Below are 21,034 nucleotides of genomic sequence, written 5' to 3' on the forward strand. Positions count from 1 at the left end.
ATTTATGCCGCCTGCTCACGTAGAGTGGCGCGCTCATCCCCAATTATCAGGAGTCTGTTATGGCCCAGTCTGACGTTTTCCACCTTGGCATTACTAAAGCTGATTTGAAAGGATCCACGTTGGCCATCGTGCCTGGCGATCCTGAGCGCGTAAAGAAAATCGCCGCGTTGATGGACAATCCACAGCATCTGGCTTCACACCGTGAATTCACTACCTATCTGGCTGAAGTGGATGGCAAACCGGTTGTGGTGTGCTCCACCGGTATCGGCGGACCTTCAACGTCAATTGCGGTTGAAGAGCTGGCGCAACTGGGTGTGCGCACCTTCCTGCGCGTTGGCACCACTGGCGCTATTCAGCCGCATATTAATGTGGGCGATGTGCTGGTCACTACCGCTTCGGTACGCCTCGACGGTGCCAGCCTGCACTTTGCGCCGATGGAGTTCCCGGCCGTAGCTGATTTCACCTGCACCACCGCGCTGGTGGCAGCGGCAGAAGCGTGCGGCGCGAAAACCCACATTGGTATTACCGCCTCATCTGACACCTTCTATCCAGGCCAGGAACGCTACGACACTTTCTCCGGTCGCGTGGTGAATCGCTTCCAGGGCTCAATGGAAGAGTGGCAGCAAATGGGCGTCCTCAACTATGAGATGGAATCCGCTACACTGTTAACCATGTGCGCCAGTCAGGGACTGCGTGCCGGCATGGTGGCTGGCGTCATCGTGAACCGTACGCAAAAAGAGATCCCGGATGCCGCGACCATGAAGCAGACCGAAAGTGATGCGGTGAAAATTGTGGTTGAAGCCGCGCGTCGCTTAATTTAGTGCGCCAGTCAGGGATGAATTCGAGACCAGGCTTATAAGGAATCCCGCAACTTCCTGATTAGAATGCGCGCAATTTCAGCAGCTACTGAGAAATTTCTTATGCGCAAAATGGTTTCTGTCTCACGTCCCAATTTCATGAATAATCCCGCTACTGCACAATCACGCGTTGAAGGTGCAGCAGCGAGATTTCGCCAGGCGATGGCGGCGAATAACTATCCTCTTGCGCGTCAATGCTGTGAAGAAGTGCTGCGCGTCTTGCCCCATCATATGCAGGTGCTCAGCGACTACGCGCTCACCCTGATGCGCGTTGGCGAATACAAAAAATCTTATAAAATTTACCAGAAGATCTACCAGGCTCCGGCCGCGCAGCGTGCGCAGGCATCGGAAACCTGGCTGGATGGATTAACCGAAGTGTGCGGCTGGTTGAATAAAGAAGATGAAGCGGCACGTTACGGCCTCGAATCGCTGCAAAAATCTGATGTGACTTTCAGTAAAGGGGCGAAAGTCGCCTTCCCTTCTGAGACACCACCGCCGATCAACCGCAGTAATCCGGCAGAAAATATCATCTCCTTTAGCCTGTATGGCAGTCAGCCACGCTACTGCGAAACCTTGATTAAAAACATCGAAGTGGCGCGCGAGCTTTATCCCGACTGGATCTGCCGCATCTATCTCGACGACAGCGTGCCGCAGCACGTCTGGCAGCGCCTGACGCAGCCAAACACCCAACTGGTGGATATGTCGCATGAGAAAACTATCTTCCCAACGCTGTGGCGTTTTCTGGTGATGGACGATACCAGCGTCAAACGCTACATCGTGCGTGATGCGGATTCGTTGCTGTCCGAGCGCGAAGTCGTGGCGGTAGAAGCCTGGCTGACTTCGCCTTACTGGTTCCATCATATGCGCGATTACTTCTCGCATACTGAATTGCTGCTGGCGGGCATGTGGGGCGGCTGCCACGGCGTGTTCCATAACGTTGAGCAGCAGATGCGTGACTTTATTGCGCAATATGAAGGCAGCGAACGCTTTACCGATCAGTACTTCCTAAAAGTGGCGCTGTGGCCGACGGTACGTGAGAGCATCTTGAATCATGACGATATTTTCCGCTTCCATCATGCACAACCGTGGCCGGCGCATCAGCCGATTCGCTGGCAAACCGACAGCTTCCACGTCGGTAGTAACGCCGGTTTTGCCAGCATGGCGGGCCAGGTCGAAAACGCTGAGAACGGCTGGCAGCAGGTTGAGATCACCTACGACGGGAAAAGCTGGACCTATCCGGCCAAAATCCAGGGTGAAACCGAATGGGTGTTGCCGATGCCCTTCTTCCTGATTGATGCGTGGAAAGCGGGCGATCTCACCGTAAAAGCCCTCTAATTAGAGAACGTTTTCCCTAAATAATTCGAGTCGCAGGAAGGCGGCAAGCGAGCGAATCCCCGGGAGCTTACATCAGTAAGTGACTGGGGTGAGAACGTGCAGCCAACGCATCCGCGGCTTGAAGTATGAAGGGAAAAAAATCTGGACATTCATACAGTAGAGCTCTACCTTTTCCCTCAGCAAGTCGATCCGCGGGGGGATTATGGATCAGCAACTTATCATTAGCGGCGCGCTGGCGCTGGCCGGTTTGGGCATTGGCTGGATCATTGCTCAACTGCGCGCCGGTCATCAGCACGCCAGCTTCACCACCGAGCGTCGCCTGCTGGAAGAGGCGCAGCAGCGTCAGCAGCAGCAGCTCGAACAGTTACAGCAGCAAATCCAACAACGCGAACAGGAGATGCGCCAGCTACACGGTGCACTGAGCGGTGCGCAGGAACGTTTGCAGCAGCTTGATTACTGGCGCGGCGAAAGTGAACAACTCAGCCGTGAACTGCGAAATCAGCTTGAAGTGAACAGCGCGCAGGAAGCCGAACTGCGCGAAGTGACCATTCGTCTTGAAGAGACGCGCTACGGTGCAGAAGAGAAGCAGCGACTACTGACCAACAGCGAACAGCGCCTCAGCGCGCAGTTTGAAAATCTCGCCAATCGCATCTTCGAAAACAGCGGGCGGCGCGTCGATGAACAAAACCGTCAAAGCCTGAACAGCCTGATTGGCCCGCTGCGTGAACAGCTGGACGGTTTCCGCCGTCAGGTCACCGACAGCTTTGGCCTGGAAGCGCGTGAACGTCACACGCTGACCCACGAAATTCGCCAGCTACAGCAACTCAACGCACAGATGGCGCAGGAAGCGGTCAATCTTACTAAAGCGCTAAAAGGCGACAATAAAATTCAGGGAAACTGGGGCGAAGTGGTATTGGCCCGCGTGCTGGAAGCATCGGGCCTGCGTGAAGGCTACGAATACCAAACGCAGGTTAGCGTGCAGCTGGAACAGCAGGGCAGGATGCAACCGGATGTGATCGTGCGTTTGCCGCAGGGTAAAGATGTGGTGATCGACGCCAAAATGACGCTGGTGGCCTACGAGCGCTACTTCAATGCCGACGATGAAGCCACGCGTGAGCAGGCGATTCAGGAACACATTAGTGCCATGCGCGGACACATTCGCCTGCTGAGCCGTAAAGATTACCAACAATTGCCCGGTTTACGCTCTCTTGATTATGTGTTGATGTTTATCCCGGTGGAACCGGCGTTTCTGCTGGCGATTGATCGTCAGCCCGAGCTGATCAGCGAAGCGTTACAGCAGAACATTATGCTGGTCAGCCCGACCACGTTGCTGGTGGCACTACGTACTATTAATAACCTCTGGCGTTATGAGCATCAAAGCCGCAACGCACAGCGCATCGCCGACCGGGCAACGCGGCTGTACGACAAAATGCGGCTGTTTGTCGATGACATGAGTGGCATCGGGCACAATCTCGACAAAGCGCAGCAAAGCTATCATCAGGCGATGAAAAAGCTGTCTGAAGGGCGCGGCAATCTGATCGCACAAAGTGAAGCGTTCCGTTCGCTTGGCGTGGAGATCAAACGTCCGATTAATCCGCAACTGGTTGAACAAGCGCAGCCGGAAGAAGCGGATGAAGATTGGGCAGACGATCGCACCGAGGATGAAAACGTTGCAGAACCAACAACAGACTCGCTGCGCCGCATCAACGAATAGCACGGTGGTCGCGTGCTCGTGTAGCGCGACTCTGATACACTTCGGCAAGAATTGTTTGTGGAACAGGTAAAACCGATGGCAGATGAATCACAGCAGGAAACTACCCATTTTGGCTTCCAGACCGTCGCGAAAAGCGAAAAGGCCGATAAAGTTGCGGACGTGTTTCACTCCGTCGCGGCAAAATATGACCTGATGAACGATTTGATGTCGTTTGGCATCCATCGTGTCTGGAAGCGTTTTACCATTGACAGCAGCGGCGTGCGCCGCGGTCAGCGCGTGTTGGATCTGGCGGGTGGTACCGGCGATCTCACGGCAAAATTCTCACGTCTGGTGGGCGAAACCGGCCAGGTTGTGCTGGCAGACATCAACAGCTCGATGCTGAAGATGGGCCGCGAAAAGCTGCGTAATCTCGGCGTGTCGGGCAATGTCAGCTATGTGCAGGCGAATGCCGAAGCGCTGCCGTTCCCGGATAACTACTTCGATTGCATCACCATCTCATTCGGCTTGCGTAACGTGACCGAAAAAGAGAAAGCGCTGGCATCAATGTTCCGCGTGCTGAAGCCAGGCGGACGTCTGCTGGTGCTGGAGTTCTCGAAGCCGTTGCTGGAGCCGCTCAGCAAAGCCTACGATACCTATTCATTCCACATTCTGCCGCGTATTGGTCAGCTGGTGGCGCAAGACGCTGAAAGCTATCGCTATCTGGCGGAGTCGATTCGTATGCATCCCGATCAGGAAACCCTGAAAGCGATGATGAACGATGCGGGCTTTGAAAATACCACCTACTTCAACATGACTGGCGGTATTGTCGCGCTGCATCGCGGATTTAAATTCTAATCCATCATGACTTTAACTCCTCTCATCACCGGCGGTCTTGAGACCGCCCTGAACCGTGTTCTCTATCGCGATCGCAGCCTGAAAGCCGCACGCCAGCGTTTGGCTGGCAAGGTATTGATGCTGCGTCTGCAAGAGCTCGATTTTCCTTTGGTGCTGGTATTTAGCGAATCGCAACTCGATGTGCTGAGTGATTGGCAAGACAACAGCGACTGCACGGTGAGTTTGCGTGTCAGTACTTTGCCGAAACTGCGCGATCGCCAGCAGCTCACCAGCCTGATTCGTAGCGGTGAACTGGAGGTGGACGGCGACTTGCAGGTGGTACAGCAATTCTCCGCACTGATGGATCTCGCCGAGCTGGATCCGGCGGAATATCTTGCACCGTGGATTGGCGATATCGCTGCGCAAGGCGTAAGCCAGGCCGCACAGCAGGCGCTGAAGTTCGTGCAGCAGCAGTTCATCCGCCGCCAGGATTATCTTGGTCAGGTGCTGACGGAAGAGTGGCGCGTTGCGCCGGGCGCACTGGAACTGGCATGGTTTTGCGAGGAAGTGGAAGCGATAGAACGTTCGCTCAATGCGTTTGAAACGCGTTTGGCACAGCTGGAGGCGAAATGACGCTGGGAGAAATTCGGCGCTTATACTTCATCATCAAGATCTTTCTGACTTACGGCCTTGATGAACTGATTCCCCGCATGCGCTTCACGCTGCTTTTACGCTTGTGGCGGCGTTGCATCTTCTGGATCCCCAACCAACATAAAGACGCTTCCGCCGGCGTGCGCATCCGTTTAGCGATGGAGCAGTTGGGGCCGGTGTGGATCAAATTCGGTCAAATGCTCTCGACGCGTCGCGATCTGTTCCCACCAGCGATTGCCGATGAACTGGCGGTGCTGCAGGACCGCGTTGCGCCATTTGATGGCGTGAAAGCCAAACAGCAGATTGAAAAGTCGATTGGCGGCCCGGTGGAAACCTGGTTTGAAGACTTCGATATCAAACCGCTGGCCTCAGCTTCTATCGCGCAGGTGCATACCGCGACGCTGAAATCCAACGGCCGCGCGGTGGTGATCAAAGTGATTCGTCCCGACATCCTGCCGGTGATCAGAGCCGATATGCGACTGATTTACCGTCTGGCGCGGTGGGTGCCGCGTTTGTTGCCGGATGGTCGTCGTCTGCGTCCGGTGGAAGTGGTGCGCGATTACGAAAAGACCTTAATTGATGAGCTGAATCTGCTGCGTGAAGCGGCGAACGCCATCCAGCTGCGTCGTAATTTTGACCAAAGCCGCATGCTGTATGTGCCGGAAGTGTTCTCTGATTATTGCAGCGAATCGATGATGGTGATGGAGCGCATTTACGGCATTCCGATCTCAGATATCGCCACGCTGGAGCAGCACGGCGTTAACATGAAACTGCTGGCCGAGCGCGGTGTGCAGGTATTCTTCACCCAGGTGTTCCGTGACAGCTTCTTCCACGCCGACATGCATCCCGGCAATATCTTCGTCAGCTACGATCACCCGGAAGATCCGCAATACATCGGCATCGACTGCGGTATCGTCGGTTCGCTGAACAAAGAAGATAAGCGCTATCTGGCCGAGAACTTCATCGCCTTCTTTAACCGCGATTACCGCAAAGTGGCCGAGCTGCATGTGGATTCTGGCTGGGTACCGGCCGATACCAACGTCGAAGACTTTGAGTTTGCCATTCGTACCGTGTGTGAGCCGATTTTCGAAAAACCGCTGGCTGAGATTTCGTTTGGCCACGTGCTGCTGAACCTGTTCAACACCGCGCGTCGCTTCAATATGGAAGTTCAGCCGCAGCTGGTACTGTTGCAGAAGACGCTGCTGTATATCGAAGGGATTGGCCGCCAACTCTATCCGCAGCTTGACCTGTGGAAAACGGCCAAGCCTTTCCTCGAAGATTGGATCAAAGATCAAATTGGTATCCCGGCGATTTTGCGGGCGGTGAAAGAGAAAGCGCCGTACTGGGCGGAAAAACTGCCGGAGTTGCCGGAGCTATTTTACGACAGCATGCGCCAGCACAAATTATTGAAGCACAGCGTCGATAAACTCGTCACCGATTTAAACGTACAGCGAACACGCAATCATCAGGCGCGCTATCTGTTTGGTGTAGGCGCTACACTGTTATTAAGTGGCACCGCCGTGCTGTTAAGTCGACCGGATTGGGATTTCTTCCCGGCGCTATTAATGGCCGCTGGCATCGTCACCTGGCTTATTGGCTGGCGCAAGACAAACTGATTGTCTGCCTGGTGCAAATCGCGTAATGTCGCAAGCTAAAGCCCGAAATCATACGGGCTTTCTGTGCGTTACAGTCAACAGTTTTTCACAGAATATTAGAGGCATATCTCATGGGCGGTATCAGTATTTGGCAATTGTTAATCATTGCCGTCATTGTTGTTCTTCTGTTCGGTACCAACAAGCTTCGTAACCTGGGTTCGGATTTAGGATCTTCCATTCGTGGCTTCAAAAAAGCTATGGGCGATGAAGACGATAAAAAGGATCAACCGAAAGAGCAGGACGCTGACTTCAACGCCAAAACTCTGGCAGACAAACAGCAAACCACGGCGACTAAAGACGACGCCCGGAACGACAAGCAGGTATAACTGTGTTCGACATTGGTTTTAGTGAACTGGTATTAGTGTTCGTGATCGGGCTGATTGTGCTTGGCCCGCAGCGGTTACCGGTTGCGGTGAAAACCGTCGTCGGCTGGATCAGAGCCATTCGCTCACTGGCCGCGAATGTACAAAACGAACTGGCGCAAGAGTTGAAACTGCAGGAATTGCAGGACAGCCTGAAAAAGGTGGAAGAAGCGGGCCGTGGCACGTTGTCACCCGAGCTAAAAGAGTCGATGGAGGAACTGCGTAAAACCGCCGACTCCATGAAGCGTTCGGTGCAGCAGAGTATCGATCTCGAAAAAGAGGAAGATGAAGCCAACACTATTCATCAGACTTCGCCAGCCGCCGTGCAGCCCGTGACTTCACCTGCGGTCACGCCCGCAGCAGCAGAACATCAAACCAGTGCGACTGCACAGACTCCGCAGCCTACTGACGAAATCTCTGCCGCAGAAACCCCTCCCGTCGCCAGTGCTCCTGAAAGCACCGCGAAGACTTCTCTCGTAAAAGATGAACGATAAACATGGCCGTTGAAGATACCCAACCGCTCATTAGCCATTTGATTGAGCTGCGCAAGCGTTTGTTGAATTGCATCATCGCTGTTTTAGTCATCTTTTTGTGTCTGGTCTATTTCGCGAATGATATTTACCATCTGGTCGCGTCGCCGCTGATCAGCCAGATGCCAGCCGGGGCGAGCATGATCGCTACCGACGTCGCATCGCCATTCTTCACGCCGATCAAGCTGACCATCATCGTTTCGGTGTTTCTGGCCGTGCCGGTGATTTTGTATCAGGTGTGGGCCTTTGTGGCGCCCGCGCTCTATCGCCACGAACGCAAACTGGTGATGCCGCTGCTGTTCTCCAGTACGCTGCTGTTTTACGTCGGCGTGGCGTTTGCTTACTTCATCGTGTTCCCGCTGGCATTTGGCTTCTTCGCCAAAACCGCGCCGCAAGGCGTGACCATCGCAACGGATATCACCAACTACCTCGACTTCGTCATGACGATTTTCATGGCCTTCGGCGTGGCGTTTGAGGTGCCGATTGCAATTGTGCTGCTGTGCTGGACCGGCATAACTTCACCAGAAGATTTGAAAAAGAAACGTCCTTACATGTTGGTTGGCGCGTTCGTGGTTGGGATGTTGCTCACACCGCCGGATGTTTTCTCGCAAACTTTGCTCGCTATTCCGATGTACTGCCTGTTTGAAGTCGGCGTATTCTTCTCCCGCTACTATGTGGGTAAAGGACGTCAGTCTTCGGATGAGGAACACAACACCGAATCCTGATGTCCTTAATGCAGGGCATCCCGCAGCGCGCGGGAAGATGAATCTAAACCGCCCCGTTGGGCGGTTTTTTATTGGGGAGAAGACATGTTTGATATCGGTGTAAACCTGACCAGCACGCAATTCGCAAAAGATCGCGAGCAGGTGGTAAAACGTGCGCGCGAAGCAGGCGTCACCGGCCTGTTAATTACCGGCACCAACGCGCTGGAGAGCCAGCAGGCGCGGCAGCTGGCGGCATTGCACGCGGGCTATTGCTGGTCAACCGCCGGCGTCCATCCGCACCATGCCAGTGAATGGTCGGCGGAAACCGCGAATACCTTGCGTCGCCTGGCCGAAAGTGAGCAGGTGGTCGCGATTGGCGAATGTGGCCTGGATTTCAATCGCAATCTTTCGGCCCACGATCAGCAGGAATACGCTTTCGATGCGCAGCTGGCGTTGGCCGCTGAGCTACAGCTGCCGGTGTTTTTGCATTGCCGTGAAGCGCACGATCGTTTTGTTGCGGTAGTTGAGCCGTGGCTACCGAAGCTGGTTGGTGCAGTCGTGCACTGCTTTACTGGTACGCGTGACGAGCTGCAAGCGTGTCTGGCGCTGGGATTGTCGGTGGGCATTACCGGTTGGGTATGCGACGAGCGTCGCGGCATGGAACTGCGTGAATTGCTGCCGCTGATTCCGGCTGAGCGCCTGTTACTGGAAACCGACGCACCGTATTTACTGCCGCGCGATATGCATCCGCGTCCCACTTCGCGCCGCAATGAGCCATGCTTCCTGCCGCATATTGTGCAGCAGGTGGCGAACTGGCGTGGCGAGGAGGCGGAAGCGCTGGGCGCGCAGGTTAATCTCAACGCGCGTCAGCTGTTTAAACTCGCTTAGAGTTTACGGAACTGTTTGTTATCCACGCTGCGCATCACCTGTTTGTTCAGCATGTTGAGCAGCAGAACGGAGCGCGTTTCGCCATCCGGCTCGGCAAAAATGGCGCGCAATCCTTCGAACGTGCCATCGGTGATGATCACTTCATCACCGCTTTGCGGGGTTTCCGCATCAAGCACGATCTGCGGCACGTCGGTTTGCAGCGCTTCGATCACATCATTTGATACGGTGGCCGGCATGGTGCCAAAGCGCACGAAGTGGCTGACGCCGCGCGTGCTGCTGATGGTGGTGGTGTGAATCGCTTCGGGATCGAATTCGATAAACAGATAGTTGGGAAACAGCGGCTCACTCACGGTGGTGCGTTTACCGCGCACAATCTTCTCCAGAGCGATCATCGGGCTGAGGCAATTCACCTCTTGCCGCTCAAGATGCTCTTTCGCGCGCAACAGTTGTCCACGTTTGCAATAGAGTAAGTACCAGGATTCCATAACCGCTCCCAAATAATGGACGCTAAGAATATCAAATCAGTTGTCAGAGTTATAGCGCATCGGCGGGTGGAAACCGGGCGCTGAAAACAATTTCACTACGATTTATCCGATTGATGCGGCTTATTTACGCTTTCTTGCAAGAAAATTGACGGCCGGCGACCATCTGTATCAGACTCCCTCCCCATCTTTCGATTGAAAAGGAGTGGCTGATGGAACTGTTCCTGTTGAGTAACGGTAAAGTGGCTGACGATGCGCCGCTGTTAAGTTACGCCCACCCGCAGCTGCATGCGATGATCGCCCAGCGCGGCATCACTTCGGCGGTGCTGGTGCCGTACGCGATTATTCGTGGCGATCACGCGCAGCGCGCGCAGGACTTATCCGCGTCGTTAGGCATTGACGTGCGCACCGTGCACGAGTTTGCATCGCCCGTTGCGGCGATTGAACAAGCTGAGCTGATTCTGGTGAGCGGCGGAAATACCTGGTTCCTCAATCAAATGCTGCACGAGCACGGCTTGATCGTCGCTATCCAACGCGCGGTGCGCGAGCGTGATGTGCCGTACGTCGGCTGGAGCGCCGGTTGCAATGTGGCAACGCCTTCCATTCGCACCACCAATGATATGCCGGTGCGCAACAGCGTAGTGTTGCCCGCGCTGGGTTTGTTCCCGGTGCAGATCAATCCGCATTATCTTGATGCGCACGTCAGCGGCCATATGGGCGAAACGCGTGATGAACGACTGGCCGAGTTCTGTGCCGTTAACCCGCATGAATCGGTGATTGCGCTGCGTGAAGCCAGCTTCCTGCACGTGAGCGAAAATCGCCTGCGTTACTACAGCGCACGCGGTGAAGACTTCAAAGTGTTCCGTCACGGCGAGCCGATTACTGCTTATCACGATGTATTGGCGATTCAGTCGCTGGTGCCGTTTTCCTGTCAGCCTGCCTGACGTAAAACCTCAACATGTCAGCGTAAAACGCCTCTATAATGGCGTTTCACTCTGGCCGGAAAGCTAAAGCCGCATGAAATATCAGGATTTACGAGACTTCCTCGCATTGCTGGAACAGCGTGGCGAGTTAAAGCGCATCACTCAGGAGATCGATCCTGAGTTAGAGATGACGGAAATTGCCGACCGCACGCTGCGCGCTGGCGGCCCGGCGCTGCTGTTCGAAAACCCGAAAGGGTACGACATGCCGGTGCTGTGTAATCTGTTTGGCACACCCAAACGCGTGGCGATGGGCATGGGCCAGGAAGAGGTCAGTGCGTTGCGCGAAGTGGGCAAACTGCTGGCGTTCCTGAAAGAGCCGGAGCCACCAAAAGGCTTCCGCGATCTGTTCGATAAGATGCCGCAGTTCAAGCAAGTGCTGAACATGCCGACCAAGCGCCTGCGCAATGCGCCGTGCCAGGAAGAGATTTTCAGCGGCGATGACGTCGATCTGTCGCGCATCCCGGTGATGAAATGCTGGCCGGGCGATGCTGCGCCGCTGATTACGTGGGGATTGACCGTTACGCGCGGCCCGCATAAAGAGCGACAAAATCTGGGTATCTATCGTCAGCAGGTGATCGGCAAGAACCGCGTGATTATGCGCTGGCTGTCGCATCGCGGCGGCGCGCTGGATTTCCAGGAGTGGTGTAAAGCGCATCCGGGCGAACGTTTCCCGGTGTCGGTGGCGCTGGGCGCCGATCCTGCCACTATTCTCGGCGCGGTAACGCCGGTGCCGGATACACTCTCCGAATACGCCTTTGCCGGTTTGCTGCGCGGTAACAAAACCGAAGTGGTGAAGTGCGTTTCGAACGAACTCGAAGTGCCGGCCAGCGCGGAAATCGTGCTGGAAGGTTATATCGAGCCGGGCGATGTCGCGCCGGAAGGTCCGTACGGCGACCACACAGGCTACTACAATGAAGTAGATAGCTTCCCGGTGTTTACCGTGACGCATGTAACGCAACGTCGCAACCCGATTTATCATTCAACCTACACCGGACGTCCACCGGATGAACCGGCGGTGCTGGGCGTGGCGCTCAATGAAGTGCTGGTGCCGATTCTGATCAAGCAGTTCCCGGAGATCGTTGATTTCTATCTGCCACCGGAGGGCTGCTCTTATCGCCTCGCGGTAGTGACGATCAAGAAACAGTACGCGGGTCACGCCAAGCGCGTGATGTTCGGCGTGTGGTCGTTCCTGCGTCAGTTCATGTACACCAAGTTCGTGATTGTGTGCGATGACGACGTCAACGCGCGTGACTGGAATGATGTGATTTGGGCGATTACCACCCGCATGGATCCGGCACGCGATACGGTGCTGGTTGAGAACACGCCCATCGATTATCTCGACTTCGCCTCGCCGGTTTCCGGCTTAGGCTCGAAGATGGGACTTGATGCGACCAATAAGTGGCCGGGTGAAACCACGCGCGAGTGGGGCACGCCGATTGTGAAAGATCCGGCGGTGACCGCGCGCATTGACGCCATTTGGGATGAGTTAGCTATCTTTGCCGAGCCGCCGCAGCGCTAACGGCGGCAGACCAATTAGACCCGAAGAAAAAGGGAACGCATGACAACGTTAAGCTGCAAAGTGACTTCGGTTGAAGCGATTACGGACACGGTTTACCGCGTTCGTTTAATTCCGGCGGCGGATTTTAACTTCCGCGCCGGACAGTATTTGATGGTGGTGATGGATGAGCGCGATAAGCGCCCGTTTTCACTGGCTTCTACGCCAATGGAAAAGGACATCATTGAGCTGCACATCGGCGCGTCGGATCTCAATCTCTACGCGATGGCGGTGATGGACCGCATCAAGAACGATCGCCAGATTACGGTTGATATGCCGCACGGAGATGCCTGGCTGCGTGAAGATAGCGAGCGTCCGATCATTCTGATCGCGGGCGGTACCGGCTTCTCCTATGCGCGTTCTATTCTGCTGACCGCGCTCGCACAGCAACCCGATCGCGAGATTGCGATTTACTGGGGCGGCCGTGAGCTAATGCATCTGTACGATCTGGATGAGCTGAATGCGCTGGCGGTGAAGCATCCGAACCTGAAAGTGATTCCGGTGGTTGAACAACCGGCGGATGACTGGACCGGACGCAGCGGTACGGTGCTGACGGCGGTGATGCAGGATTTCGCGTCGCTCAGCGAGCACGATATCTATATTGCCGGTCGTTTTGAGATGGCGAAGATTGCGCGTGAGCGTTTCTGCGCCGAGCGCGGTGCGCTGGAAGCGCAGATGTTTGGCGATGCGTTTGCCTTTATTTAAGGTCAACAGAACGCGATAAATCGCGCCGCTACGATGATGTGCACGGATTCGTCGCGGCGCAATGTATTGCGTAAAAAAACCGCCCGAAAGGGCGGTAACACGTGCAACATTAACGTATTAAACCCGTTCGAACACCGTGGCGATGCCCTGGCCTAAGCCAATGCACATGGTCGCCAGACCAAATTGCACATCGCGACGTTCCATCAGATTCAGCAGCGTAGTACTGATACGCGCACCGGAACATCCCAGCGGATGACCGAGCGCAATCGCGCCGCCATTCAAATTCACTTTCTCATCCAGCTGTTCCAGCAAGCCCATGTCTTTAATGCATGGCAGCGCCTGTGCGGCAAAAGCCTCGTTGAACTCGAACAGGTCGATATCCTGCACGCTCAATCCGGCGCGCTTAAGCGCCAGCTTGCTGGCGGGAACCGGACCGTAACCCATAATCGACGGATCGCAGCCAACCACCGCCATGCTGCGAATGCGCGCGCGCGCTGTCAGACCGAGTTCGCGTGCGCGGCTTTCACTCATGATCAACATCGCGGCTGCGCCGTCGGAAAGCGCGGATGAGCTGCCTGCGGTCACGGTGCCGTTGACCGGATCGAATGCCGGGCGCAGCGCAGCCAATCCTTCGAGGCTGGTCTCTTCGCGGATCACTTCGTCGCTCTCAAAGCGCTTCAACACGCCGTCGGCGTCGTGGCCGTAGGTCGCCACAATTTCACGCTTGAAGTCGCCGCGCTGGGTTGCTGCCCAGGCGCGCTGGTGCGAACGCAGCGCAAAAGCATCCTGCTGCTCACGCGTAATGTGATGCATGCGCGCCAGCATCTCGGCTGTTAAACCCATCATGCCCGCCGCCTTCGCCACCGTGCGACCCAGACCCGGATGGAAATCCACGCCGTGGCTCATCGGCACGTGGCCCATATGTTCTACACCGCCAATCAGGCAGCTGTGCGCATCGCCAACCATAATCGCGCGTGCCGCGTCGTGCAGCGCCTGCATCGACGAACCGCACAGGCGGTTGACGGTGCTGGCAGGTACGCGATGCGGGATCTCCGCCAGCAGCGCGGCGTTACGTGCAATGTTGAAGCCTTGCTCCAGCGTCTGCTGCACGCAGCCCCAGATAATGTCGTCCAGCGTGGCGGGATCAACCGCCGGGTTGCGGCTCAGCAGCTCGCGCATCAAATGCGCCGAGAGATCTTCCGCCCGCACCTGACGAAACGCACCGCCTTTGGAGCGGCCCATCGGCGTGCGGACCGCATCAACAATCACCACTTTTTCCATTTTTATTACCTCAGGCACTTTGCAGCGCCGCTTCGTCAATCGGTTGCACCGCGGGATACCAGCTCTGATGCTGATGGGCTTTTTGCAACAGCAGCTCCGGCAGCGCATACAGCGGGCCGAGCGCGGTATAACGTTTGGCCTGATCGACCACGTTGCTGTTGCCCAGCGTATCCATGTAGCGGAACGCGCCGCCACGGAACGGCGGGAAGCCTAAACCGTACACCAGCGCCATATCAGCTTCGGCCGGTGAAGCGATGATCTTCTCTTCGAGGCAGCGCACCACTTCGTTGAGCATCGGCAGCATCATGCGGTTGGCGATCTCGTCATCGCTGAACACGCGCTTCGGCTGGCAAATCGGTTCCAGCAGCGCATCGACAGCCGCATCGGCTCTCTTCTGCGCTTTGCCTTTTTTATCCTGCTCCCAGCGGTAAAAGCCCTGACCGTTTTTCTGGCCGTACCGTTTGGCGTCAAACAGCACGTCGATCGCGTCGCGATAATCTTTCTGCATGCGAGACGGGAAACCTTGCGCCATCACCTGCTGAGCGTGATGCGCGGTATCAATGCCGACCACATCCAGCAGCCACGCGGGGCCCATCGGCCAGCCGAACTGTTTTTCCATCACTTTATCGATCTGACGGAAATCCGCGCCGTCGCGCAGCAGCAGGCTGAAGGCGGCGAAGTAGGGGAACAGCACGCGATTCACAAAGAAGCCGGGACAGTCATTCACCACAATCGGCGTCTTGCCCATTTTGCTCGCCCAGGCCACCACTTTACTGAGGGTCGCTTCTGAGGTTTTCTCACCGCGAATCACTTCAACCAGCGGCATACGCGGTACCGGATTGAAGAAGTGCATGCCGCAGAAGTTTTCCGGACGTTTCAGGGCTTGCGCCAGCTGGCTAATCGGAATGGTTGAGGTGTTGGAGGCGAGAATGGCGTCCTCGCGCAGATGCTGTTCGGTCTCTGCCAGCACTTTGGCTTTGATCTGCGGATTCTCTACTACCGCTTCTACCACCACGTCGGTGCGTTCGAATCCGGCGTAATCCAGCGTGGGCTGAATGGTGGTGAGTACGCTCGCCAGTTTCGCGCCGTCAATTTTGCCGCGCTCCAGCTGTTTGTTCAGCAGCTTGCTGGCTTCGGTCATGCCCAGCGTTAATGCCTGCGGATTGATATCTTTCATCATCACCGGCACACCTTTCCACGCCGATTGATAAGCAATGCCGCCGCCCATAATGCCTGCGCCTAATACTGCCGCTTGCTGCGGCGCACCGGCCGCACTGCTGTGCTTTTTCGCCAGGCCTTTGACGTACTGATCGTTAAGGAAGATACCGACCAACGCGCGTGCCACATCGCTCTGCGCCAGCGGCACAAACGCGGCGGTTTCCAGCTTCAGCGCATCATCACGTCCGAGGCTGGCGGCAGCTTCAATGGTTTTGATGGCGGTGATCGGTGCCGGATAGTGTTTGCCCGCGGTTTGCAGCACCATGCTTTTGGCGATGGTGAAGCTCATGGCGGCTTCAATCGGGCTGAGTTTCAGCGGTACCAGCTTCGGCGCGCGGCGTGTCTGCCAGTTGCCCTGCACGATGGCGTCCTGCAATACGGTCAGCGCAGCGGCATGTAGTTTGTCGCTGCTGACCACCGCATCCACCAAACCGAGTTTCAGGGCGCTGCTGCCATCAACATCTTTACCGGCGGCGATAATCTCCATCGCGCTATCGGCGCCAAGCAGGCGCGGCAAGCGCACGCTGCCGCCGAAGCCCGGCATAATGCCCAGTTTGGTTTCCGGCAGGCCAATGCGTGCGGTCGGCGTGGCAATGCGGAAGTCGGTCGCCAGTATGCATTCACAGCCGCCGCCCAGCGCATAGCCGTCGATGGCGGCCACGGTGGGCACCGGCAAATCCTCTAAACGATTGAAGATGCTGTTGGCAAACGCCAGCCACTGGCTCAGCTTCTCTTCTGGCGCATCAAACAGCGACAGGAATTCTGTGATGTCGGCACCAACGATAAATGCCGGTTTGGCCGACGAGAGCAACAGGCCGCGCAGCGCGGGTTGCTGTTCCAATACGCTTAATGCCTCGCCCAATGAGGCAACGGTTTTGGTATCGAGTTTGTTCACCGAACCGGGCGCATCGAAAACCAGCTCGGCGATGCCGTCGTCAAGCCAGTGAACTGAAAGGGTATCGCCTTGGTAGAGCATGTCCGTCTCCTGAAACCGCGAAAGTTGATCTGGTCATACCAGATGAGTTGGAGTGTGAGTGTGATGTTAATTATTTGCAAACGAGAGTTTGATTATTTGATACAACGATCACAGCGCGCGCAGCACGGCATCGCTAACACGGCTGTGCTACACTGCGGCCACTTTCGCGACATCGGAGACAAGTCCATGGATTCACTGAAAACCCTGTATCACGCGCACATCAATACGCTGCAGCAGCGAGCGCAGCAGGTGCTGGCTCGCTTTAAGCTTGATGCCATGCTGATTCATTCCGGCGAGCTGTTGACCGTTTTTCTCGACGATCACGACTATCCGTTTAAGGTGAATCCCCAGTTCAAAGCGTGGGTGCCGGTGACGCAGGTGCCAAACTGCTGGTTATGGATTGATGGCGTGAATAAACCCAAGCTGTGGTTCTATTCGCCGGTTGATTACTGGCACAACGTTGAGCCGCTGCCAAACAGCTTCTGGACTAACGATGTGGAGGTGATTGGCCTGAAGAGTGCCGATGAGATCGCGCAGCTGCTGCCAGCACAGCGTGAAAACGTAGCCTATATCGGTCCGGTGCCGTCACGCGCTTCCCAGCTCGGTATTAACAGCGAGCAGGTGAACCCGAAAGGCGTGATCGATTTCCTGCATTATCATCGCAGTATCAAAACCGACTATGAACTGGCGTGTATGCGCGAAGCGCAGAAGCTGGCGGTGGCGGGCCATCGCGCTGCCAAAGAGGCGTTCTTCTCTGGCATGAGCGAGTTTGATATCAATATCGCCTATCTGACCGCAACCGGCCATCGCGATACCGATGTGCCTTATGGCAACATCATTGCGCTCAATGAACATGCCGCGGTGCTGCACTACACCAAACTGGATCATCAGCCGCCGGCCAAACGCCACAGCTTCCTGATTGACGCCGGCGCGGAATACCTCGGTTACGCCGCTGACCTGACGCGCAGCTACGCGGCGCAGAGCAAATCGCGCTATGCCGACATGGTTGCGGCGATGAACAAGGAAGAGCTGGCGCTGATCGCCACCTTGAAAGCCGGCGTGCGCTATACCGATTATCATCTGCAGATGCATCAGCGCATTGCGCGTCTGCTGCTGAAGTTCGAGTTGGTGAAAGGCCTGACTGAAGAGACGCTGGTGACGGAAGATTTAACCGGTCCGTTTATGCCGCACGGCCTTGGACATCCGCTCGGCCTGCAGGTGCACGATGTGGCTGGCTTTATGCAGGACGACAATGGCACGCATCTGGCGGCACCGTCGCAATATCCGTATTTGCGTTGTACGCGCGTGCTGGAACCTGGCATGGTGCTGACTATCGAACCGGGCTTCTATATTATCGATTCGCTGCTGACGAAGCTGCGCGGCGGCAAGTTCAGCCAATACTTTGACTGGGCGGCAATTGATGCACTGAAACCTTACGGCGGTATTCGTATCGAGGATAACGTGGTGGTTCACGCTAATCGCATTGAAAACATGACGCGCGACCTGCACCTTGCCTGATGGATGCTTACGACATTCCCGCTCAGGCCGTGAGTCTCAGTGAGGAAACCATCAAGAAAAGCCGCTTCATCACCTTGCTGGCGCACACGGCCGGCGTGGAAGCGGCGCGTGCGTTTGTGCAGCAGGTGAAGCAGGAACATCCTACCGCGCGGCATCACTGCTGTGCGTGGGTGGCGGGTGCGCCGGATGATTCGCAGCAGCTGGGTTTCTCCGATGATGGCGAACCTTCTGGCACCGCGGGCAAACCGATGCTGGCCCAGCTGATGGGTAGCGGTGTCGGTGAGATCACCGCGGTGGTAGTGCGTTATTATGGCGGCATTATGCTGGGCACCGGCGGCCTGGTAAAAGCTTATGGCGGCGGCGTGCAGCAAGGACTGAAGCAACTGGCGCGTCAGCGTAAAGTGCCGATGGAATCTTTTACCCTGCAGTGCGATTACGCCCAACTCAGCGACATCGAACGCTTGCTGCAACGTTTTGACGGCATTATAGAAGAGAGCCATTATCAGGATCGTATTGCGCTGCGTTTAGCGTTGCCGCATGCGCAGATTGATGGCTTTCGCCAAAACCTGTCTGATTACAGCCGGGGCGCGCTGACGCTCATCCCGCTGACAAACTAAAAGCTTCTGTTTAAAGGAAACGGCTGAATGCATTTTCGCGCCATTACCCGCATCGTGGGCCTGCTGGTGATTCTGTTCTCGGTGACCATGATTTTACCGGGCCTCGTCGCCTTGATTTACCGTGATGGTGGCGGGCGCGCGTTCAGTCAGACCTTTATGATGGCGATCGTTATCGGTTCACTGCTGTGGTGGCCAAACCGCAAGCAGAAAACCGAACTCAAGCCGCGCGAAGGCTTCCTTATCGTGGTGCTGTTCTGGACCGTGTTGGGCAGCGTCGGTGCGATGCCGTTTATCTTCGCCGAGCAGCCGCATCTCTCAATCACTGATGCCTTCTTTGAGTCCTTCTCTGGCCTCACTACCACCGGCGCCACCACGCTGGTGGGACTGGATACGTTGCCTAAAGCGATTTTGTTCTATCGTCAGATGCTGCAGTGGCTCGGCGGGATGGGGATCATTGTGCTGGCGGTGGCGATTCTGCCCATTCTGGGCGTGGGTGGCATGCAGCTCTATCGCGCCGAAATGCCGGGACCGTTGAAAGATAACAAGATGCGCCCGCGTATCGCAGAAACAGCTAAAACGCTGTGGCTGATCTACGTATTGCTCACCGTGGCGTGCGCGGTGGCGCTGTGGCTGGCGGGCATGCCGATGTTTGATGCTATCGGCCATAGCTTCTCGACGATCGCGATTGGCGGGTTCTCAACCCATGATGCCAGCATCGGCTACTTTAATAGCCCAACTATCAACACCATTGTCGCGGTATTTCTGCTGATCTCGGGCTGTAACTATGGCCTGCACTTCTCTTTATTAAGTGGTCGCAACCTGAAAGTGTACTGGCGCGATCCCGAATTCCGCATGTTTATTGGCGTACAACTGACCTTAGTGCTGATCTGTACCATAGTGTTGTGGTTCCACAATGTGTACGCCAGCGGCTGGCAAACGCTGAATCAGGCGTTTTTCCAGGTGGTATCAATGGCGACCACGGCCGGTTTCACCACCGACAGCATTGCACGCTGGCCGCTGTTCCTGCCGGTGCTGCTACTGTGCTCGGCTTTTATCGGCGGCATGGCGGGTTCAACCGGCGGCGGTTTGAAGGTGATTCGCATTCTTCTGCTGTTCAAACAGGGTTCGCGTGAACTGAAGCGATTGGTGCACCCGAATGCGGTTTACACCATCAAGCTGGGTAACCGCGCGCTGCCGGAACGTATCCTCGAAGCGGTGTGGGGTTTCTTCTCAGCTTATGCTCTGGTGTTCCTGCTCAGCATGTTGGCGATCATCGCCACTGGCGTGGATGACTTCTCGGCTTTTGCTGCCGTGGCCGCGACCCTGAATAACCTCGGGCCCGGTTTGGGTGTGGTAGCAGACAACTTCACTTCAATGAATGATGTCGCGAAGTGGATTTTGATTTTAACCATGCTGTTTGGACGCCTTGAAGTGTTCACGCTGCTGGTGCTGTTCACGCCGACCTTTTGGCGCGAATAATAAAATAGGATTGAGTAATGAAAGCGTTGATTCTGTATTCCAGCCGCGATGGACAAACCCGTGACATTGCCGCGCGCATTGCGCAGACCTTAGTGCCGCATCAGCTATGCGACGTGATCGATTTACTGCATGCGCAGCAGATTGATTGGTTGCAGTATGATCGCGTGCTGATTGGTGCTTCGATCCGCTATGGCCATTTCAATCCGGCGTTGCTGAAATTTGTCACCCAGCACAGAGCACAGCTGCAGCAGCGGGTGAGCGGCTTCTTTAGTGTCAACCTGACGGCGCGTAAAGCAGATAAGTGTACGCCAGAGACCAATGCGTATACGCGCAAGTTCCTGGAGCAGTCACCGTGGCAACCCGATTGCTGTGCGGTTTTCGCTGGGGCGTTGCGTTATCCGCGTTATCGCTGGTTTGATCGCGTCATGATTCAATTCATTATGCGTATGACCGGCGGGGAAACCGATACATCGAAAGAAGTGGAGTACACCGATTGGAATAAAGTGGCGCTTTTTGCCCAGGGTTTTGCGCAGTTACCAGGCAAATCGTTGTGAAATACAGCGTTGTGGCGAAATTTAGGTCGAACAGTAATTTATTTGCAATTAACCCTTGTCACCTCCGAATAACTCCCTATAATGCGCCACCACTGAGACGGCAAAGCGGCAACGCAGACGGCTCGGCAGGGAGTGAAGAAATTCATCCCGCCGGATG

20 protein-coding genes are annotated in these 21,034 nt (G+C 55.8%); 17 read left to right on the top strand and 3 right to left on the bottom strand.

The genetic code is table 11. From position 1 onward, the window contains the following. The first annotated feature begins 59 nt into the window (after positions 1-59). From udp to tatD, 10 genes are all read left to right on the top strand, one after another. Positions 60-821, top strand: coding sequence for a uridine phosphorylase (udp, locus tag DEU53_RS17900; RefSeq protein ID WP_110867935.1), 762 nt, complete (start codon positions 60-62; stop codon positions 819-821). Positions 822-920: 99 nt separating this feature from the next. Next, complete coding sequence (locus tag DEU53_RS17905; protein WP_110867947.1) at positions 921-2,192, top strand: tetratricopeptide repeat protein; 1,272 nt, start codon at positions 921-923, stop codon at positions 2,190-2,192. 202 nt (positions 2,193-2,394) lie between these two features. Continuing rightward, positions 2,395-3,906 carry a DNA recombination protein RmuC gene (rmuC, locus tag DEU53_RS17910; protein WP_101763736.1) on the top strand — a complete coding sequence of 504 codons (1,512 nt, stop codon included), beginning with the start codon at positions 2,395-2,397 and terminating at the stop codon, positions 3,904-3,906. A 75-nt stretch (positions 3,907-3,981) separates the two neighbouring features. After that, positions 3,982-4,740 (top strand): bifunctional demethylmenaquinone methyltransferase/2-methoxy-6-polyprenyl-1,4-benzoquinol methylase UbiE, encoded by a 759-nt coding sequence (gene ubiE / locus DEU53_RS17915; RefSeq protein WP_008105805.1) that lies wholly within the window; start codon positions 3,982-3,984, stop codon positions 4,738-4,740. Positions 4,741-4,746: 6 nt separating this feature from the next. Beyond that, positions 4,747-5,352, top strand: coding sequence for an SCP2 domain-containing protein (locus DEU53_RS17920; protein WP_110867936.1), 606 nt, complete (start codon positions 4,747-4,749; stop codon positions 5,350-5,352). Then, positions 5,349-6,986 (top strand): ubiquinone biosynthesis regulatory protein kinase UbiB, encoded by a 1,638-nt coding sequence (ubiB, locus tag DEU53_RS17925; RefSeq protein WP_101763734.1) that lies wholly within the window; start codon positions 5,349-5,351, stop codon positions 6,984-6,986. Before DEU53_RS17920 ends, ubiB begins: the two co-directional genes overlap by 4 nt. Positions 6,987-7,096: 110 nt before the next feature. Then, entirely contained in the window at positions 7,097-7,351 is a 255-nt protein-coding gene (gene tatA, locus DEU53_RS17930; protein ID WP_008105810.1) for a Sec-independent protein translocase subunit TatA, read from the top strand. Between the two features lie 2 nt (positions 7,352-7,353). Beyond that, positions 7,354-7,881 carry a Sec-independent protein translocase protein TatB gene (tatB, locus tag DEU53_RS17935; RefSeq protein ID WP_110867937.1) on the top strand — a complete coding sequence of 176 codons (528 nt, stop codon included), beginning with the start codon at positions 7,354-7,356 and terminating at the stop codon, positions 7,879-7,881. 2 nt (positions 7,882-7,883) lie between these two features. Then, entirely contained in the window at positions 7,884-8,642 is a 759-nt protein-coding gene (gene tatC / locus DEU53_RS17940; RefSeq protein ID WP_101763732.1) for a Sec-independent protein translocase subunit TatC, read from the top strand. 84 nt (positions 8,643-8,726) lie between these two features. Beyond that, positions 8,727-9,509: a 3'-5' ssDNA/RNA exonuclease TatD gene (gene tatD, locus DEU53_RS17945; protein ID WP_110867938.1), complete on the top strand. Its 783-nt coding sequence runs from the start codon at positions 8,727-8,729 to the stop codon at positions 9,507-9,509. Here the strand turns inward: tatD and rfaH are convergent. Further along, positions 9,506-9,994 (bottom strand): transcription/translation regulatory transformer protein RfaH, encoded by a 489-nt coding sequence (gene rfaH, locus DEU53_RS17950; RefSeq protein WP_101763730.1) that lies wholly within the window; start codon positions 9,992-9,994, stop codon positions 9,506-9,508. The two genes, tatD and rfaH, sit on opposite strands and share 4 nt — an antisense overlap. Before the next feature lie 209 nt (positions 9,995-10,203). Here rfaH and pepE point away from each other — a divergent pair, with 209 nt between their 5' ends. The 3 genes from pepE (at position 10,204) to fre (ending at position 13,234) form a co-directional block, all read left to right on the top strand. Further along, a complete protein-coding gene (gene pepE, locus DEU53_RS17955) occupies positions 10,204-10,935 on the top strand; it encodes a dipeptidase PepE (protein ID WP_110867939.1) in 732 nt (243 codons plus the stop codon). Positions 10,936-11,008: 73 nt separating this feature from the next. Further along, the gene (ubiD, locus tag DEU53_RS17960) at positions 11,009-12,493 is read left to right on the top strand and encodes a 4-hydroxy-3-polyprenylbenzoate decarboxylase (protein ID WP_101763728.1); all 1,485 of its coding nucleotides are present in this window, start codon (positions 11,009-11,011) and stop codon (positions 12,491-12,493) included. A gap of 39 nt (positions 12,494-12,532) precedes the next feature. Next, entirely contained in the window at positions 12,533-13,234 is a 702-nt protein-coding gene (gene fre / locus DEU53_RS17965; RefSeq protein WP_101763727.1) for an NAD(P)H-flavin reductase, read from the top strand. A 117-nt stretch (positions 13,235-13,351) separates the two neighbouring features. On the opposite strand, the gene fadA is transcribed toward fre, so the two are convergent. Both fadA and fadB read right to left on the bottom strand, forming a co-directional pair. Next, positions 13,352-14,515, bottom strand: coding sequence for an acetyl-CoA C-acyltransferase FadA (gene fadA / locus DEU53_RS17970; RefSeq protein ID WP_101763726.1), 1,164 nt, complete (start codon positions 14,513-14,515; stop codon positions 13,352-13,354). Between the two features lie 10 nt (positions 14,516-14,525). Beyond that, positions 14,526-16,709: a fatty acid oxidation complex subunit alpha FadB gene (gene fadB, locus DEU53_RS17975; protein WP_110867940.1), complete on the bottom strand. Its 2,184-nt coding sequence runs from the start codon at positions 16,707-16,709 to the stop codon at positions 14,526-14,528. Positions 16,710-16,895: 186 nt separating this feature from the next. Between fadB and pepQ the strand changes: the two genes are divergently transcribed. The 4 genes from pepQ to hemG are packed head-to-tail and all read left to right on the top strand — an operon-like array spanning position 16,896 to position 20,877. Next, positions 16,896-18,227, top strand: a complete 1,332-nt coding sequence (gene pepQ / locus DEU53_RS17980) for a Xaa-Pro dipeptidase (RefSeq protein ID WP_110867941.1) — start codon at positions 16,896-16,898, stop codon at positions 18,225-18,227. Further along, positions 18,227-18,844: an IMPACT family protein gene (locus DEU53_RS17985; protein WP_101763724.1), complete on the top strand. Its 618-nt coding sequence runs from the start codon at positions 18,227-18,229 to the stop codon at positions 18,842-18,844. The genes pepQ and DEU53_RS17985 overlap by 1 nt, the downstream gene beginning before the upstream one ends. Before the next feature lie 27 nt (positions 18,845-18,871). Continuing rightward, the gene (gene trkH, locus DEU53_RS17990; RefSeq protein ID WP_110867942.1) at positions 18,872-20,323 is read left to right on the top strand and encodes a Trk system potassium transporter TrkH; all 1,452 of its coding nucleotides are present in this window, start codon (positions 18,872-18,874) and stop codon (positions 20,321-20,323) included. 17 nt (positions 20,324-20,340) lie between these two features. Beyond that, positions 20,341-20,877 (top strand): menaquinone-dependent protoporphyrinogen IX dehydrogenase, encoded by a 537-nt coding sequence (gene hemG, locus DEU53_RS17995; protein WP_110867943.1) that lies wholly within the window; start codon positions 20,341-20,343, stop codon positions 20,875-20,877. The last annotated feature ends 157 nt before the right edge of the window (positions 20,878-21,034 follow it).

It is taken from the genome of Pantoea sp. AG1095, from assembly GCF_003208415.1.
Lineage (GTDB): Bacteria > Pseudomonadota > Gammaproteobacteria > Enterobacterales > Enterobacteriaceae > Pantoea > Pantoea leporis.

Coding starts and splice junctions, on each gene's coding strand:
- tatC (WP_101763732.1), top strand. CDS start 7,884: ATGGCCGTTGAAGATACCCAACCGCTCATTAGCCATTTGATTGAGCTG.
- ubiD (WP_101763728.1), top strand. CDS start 11,009: ATGAAATATCAGGATTTACGAGACTTCCTCGCATTGCTGGAACAGCGT.
- DEU53_RS17985 (WP_101763724.1), top strand. CDS start 18,227: ATGGATGCTTACGACATTCCCGCTCAGGCCGTGAGTCTCAGTGAGGAA.
- trkH (WP_110867942.1), top strand. CDS start 18,872: ATGCATTTTCGCGCCATTACCCGCATCGTGGGCCTGCTGGTGATTCTG.
- fadB (WP_110867940.1), bottom strand. CDS start 16,709: ATGCTCTACCAAGGCGATACCCTTTCAGTTCACTGGCTTGACGACGGC.
- rfaH (WP_101763730.1), bottom strand. CDS start 9,994: ATGGAATCCTGGTACTTACTCTATTGCAAACGTGGACAACTGTTGCGC.
- rmuC (WP_101763736.1), top strand. CDS start 2,395: ATGGATCAGCAACTTATCATTAGCGGCGCGCTGGCGCTGGCCGGTTTG.
- pepE (WP_110867939.1), top strand. CDS start 10,204: ATGGAACTGTTCCTGTTGAGTAACGGTAAAGTGGCTGACGATGCGCCG.
- fadA (WP_101763726.1), bottom strand. CDS start 14,515: ATGGAAAAAGTGGTGATTGTTGATGCGGTCCGCACGCCGATGGGCCGC.
- tatA (WP_008105810.1), top strand. CDS start 7,097: ATGGGCGGTATCAGTATTTGGCAATTGTTAATCATTGCCGTCATTGTT.
- tatD (WP_110867938.1), top strand. CDS start 8,727: ATGTTTGATATCGGTGTAAACCTGACCAGCACGCAATTCGCAAAAGAT.
- hemG (WP_110867943.1), top strand. CDS start 20,341: ATGAAAGCGTTGATTCTGTATTCCAGCCGCGATGGACAAACCCGTGAC.
- ubiB (WP_101763734.1), top strand. CDS start 5,349: ATGACGCTGGGAGAAATTCGGCGCTTATACTTCATCATCAAGATCTTT.
- DEU53_RS17920 (WP_110867936.1), top strand. CDS start 4,747: ATGACTTTAACTCCTCTCATCACCGGCGGTCTTGAGACCGCCCTGAAC.
- pepQ (WP_110867941.1), top strand. CDS start 16,896: ATGGATTCACTGAAAACCCTGTATCACGCGCACATCAATACGCTGCAG.
- udp (WP_110867935.1), top strand. CDS start 60: ATGGCCCAGTCTGACGTTTTCCACCTTGGCATTACTAAAGCTGATTTG.
- DEU53_RS17905 (WP_110867947.1), top strand. CDS start 921: ATGCGCAAAATGGTTTCTGTCTCACGTCCCAATTTCATGAATAATCCC.
- fre (WP_101763727.1), top strand. CDS start 12,533: ATGACAACGTTAAGCTGCAAAGTGACTTCGGTTGAAGCGATTACGGAC.
- ubiE (WP_008105805.1), top strand. CDS start 3,982: ATGGCAGATGAATCACAGCAGGAAACTACCCATTTTGGCTTCCAGACC.